Source organism: Neobacillus drentensis, from assembly GCF_036966985.1.
Classification (GTDB): domain Bacteria; phylum Bacillota; class Bacilli; order Bacillales; family Cytobacillaceae; genus Neobacillus; species Neobacillus drentensis_E.
Genome location: NZ_JBALSN010000523.1, coordinates 1 through 1,911, shown reverse-complemented (window position 1 = coordinate 1,911; position 1,911 = coordinate 1). Strand labels below are relative to the sequence as shown.

The window sequence follows — 1,911 nt, the reverse complement described above, 5'->3', positions numbered from 1 at the left end:
TTTTGCAGCTTTTTTCTTGTTCCACTAATGATGCAGGTTAGTTTAATAAAAAGGAAAAATATAAAATTAAGCGAATTATTTTAATAAATTCTATTTTAGGAGGTTCCAATGAATCCTATTTTAAATCAAATCGGAACAGTCTTTATTCCTGTAAGTAATATCGAAGAAGCACGGGATTGGTATTGTGACATTTTGGGGCTAGATGCAGAAGGTGAGATTTTATTTGGGCATTTGTTTATTGTACCAACAACGAATGGAACTGGAATTGTATTGGATAGCAAGATCTTTTCAGAAGAAAATATTTTCAAAACCCCAGCTTTTCATTTTAATGCCCACAATATCGAAGCAGCTTATAAGTTTTTGAAGGGTAAGAATGTTGAATTAACAACTGAGATTGAGCATAATCATTGGTTTAATTTCAAAGACCCTTATGGAAATCATTTGATGGTCTGCAGGTGTTAACCTTTTTCACCAAACGAGGCATAGGTCCAATTAGGATATATGCCTTTTTTGTGGAACTATAGGAGCAGCATTCCTGTAATAAGTTTGAGAACGAATGTTCTTAAGCTAAACGTGGCAGGTTGCTTGAATAAAATGTGGTATTTTATAAATAACAGAAGAAAAGAGATTAGGTATGGTGGCTAAAATGAAAATTTATTACGAACGAGGTACGCAGGAACTAAGGATGAAAAATCTCCGTGCCCATAAACTAGTTCAAGAATTTAATAATTGTGCAATTGAAGTTTCCTTAAAAAAAGAGAAGATTATTAATGAATTGTTTGGAACTGTAGGGGTAAATCCGAGTATTGAACATAATTTCCATTGTGATTTAGGATACAACATTCACGTTGGAAATCATTTCTATGCTGGATATAACTTTACGATTTTAGATATGGCAGAAGTAAGGATTGGTGACAATTGTATGATTGGACCAAATGTTGGACTATATACTGCTGGTCATTCAATCGAACCTAAAGACAGGAACAAGAGTGGTTATGCCATTCCAATAACAATTGGAAATGATGTTTGGATTGGTGGTAGTTGTGTTATCTTACCTGGAATCACAATTGGTGATAATTCTATTATTGCTGCGGGTTCTGTTGTTACGAAAGATGTACCTACTAATTCAATAGTCGCAGGAAACCCAGCAAAGATAATGAGAAATATATAAATTCTTATCAAACAAGAAAGATTGTGAGATGTAGTGTAAGTTGATTAAGTACACTGGCTATTGTACCACCAGATTTTAATATACAAATCGCACTACAAATTCGCTCAAAATAATAATTGAAATCCCGTTATTTCAAAATAATAAACCTACAAATTAGTATACAATTTGTAGGTCATTTTGCATTACATTTTTCATGTTTGCGATACGCAACGGAGGCATTAGGGTTTTCCCTTTTTATTTTATTGTTAATTATTTTCATTTCAGAATGACGCTATTAGAATTTACTAACATAATAACTATCCATTATTTTTAACCACGAGCCACAAGGAAACGTCTGAATGTACGTCAGAAGCATTATGAAGGATGACAATCATGGCATTCGGGTCACTTGGACCATTTTGTATCGAATAAATATTTGCAATGGGAGCACTCAAGTATCCTGCGCTAACAACATGTTCATTTTTTTGCGCTTCTAATCGAAAGTCCAGATATTCACCATTATTTATCCGGACGGCAGGTATCCACGTATAACGTTTAAACCCATGGCCAAGGTCCTCTTCAAGCGCATTTTGGCAATTTAAATCAATACGTCTCCTATACACCGAGTCATGAGATGGTTTCTCTCGATTTATATAATGCAGCCATCCATTAACGGGTAAACTCATTCGGATCAACTCCCAATCTATTAAATTAGTGGCAATTTCTAAAAACAGATTAACAGTCTTTATATAATACATATT

General features: G+C 33.9%; 2 protein-coding genes and 1 pseudogene. 2 read left to right on the top strand and 1 reads right to left on the bottom strand.

The window, feature by feature from the left end; translation table 11 throughout:
* The first annotated feature begins 108 nt into the window (after positions 1-108).
* The gene (locus V7659_RS27120; protein WP_335543183.1) at positions 109-462 is read left to right on the top strand and encodes a VOC family protein; all 354 of its coding nucleotides are present in this window, start codon (positions 109-111) and stop codon (positions 460-462) included.
* A gap of 184 nt (positions 463-646) precedes the next feature.
* On the top strand, positions 647-1,171 hold the full coding sequence (locus V7659_RS27115) for a sugar O-acetyltransferase (RefSeq protein WP_335543182.1): 525 nt from the start codon (positions 647-649) through the stop codon (positions 1,169-1,171).
* Between the two features lie 296 nt (positions 1,172-1,467).
* On the opposite strand, the pseudogene V7659_RS27110 reads toward V7659_RS27115, so the two are convergent.
* Positions 1,468-1,911 (bottom strand): annotated as a pseudogene (locus tag V7659_RS27110) (hypothetical protein); the annotation flags it as partial.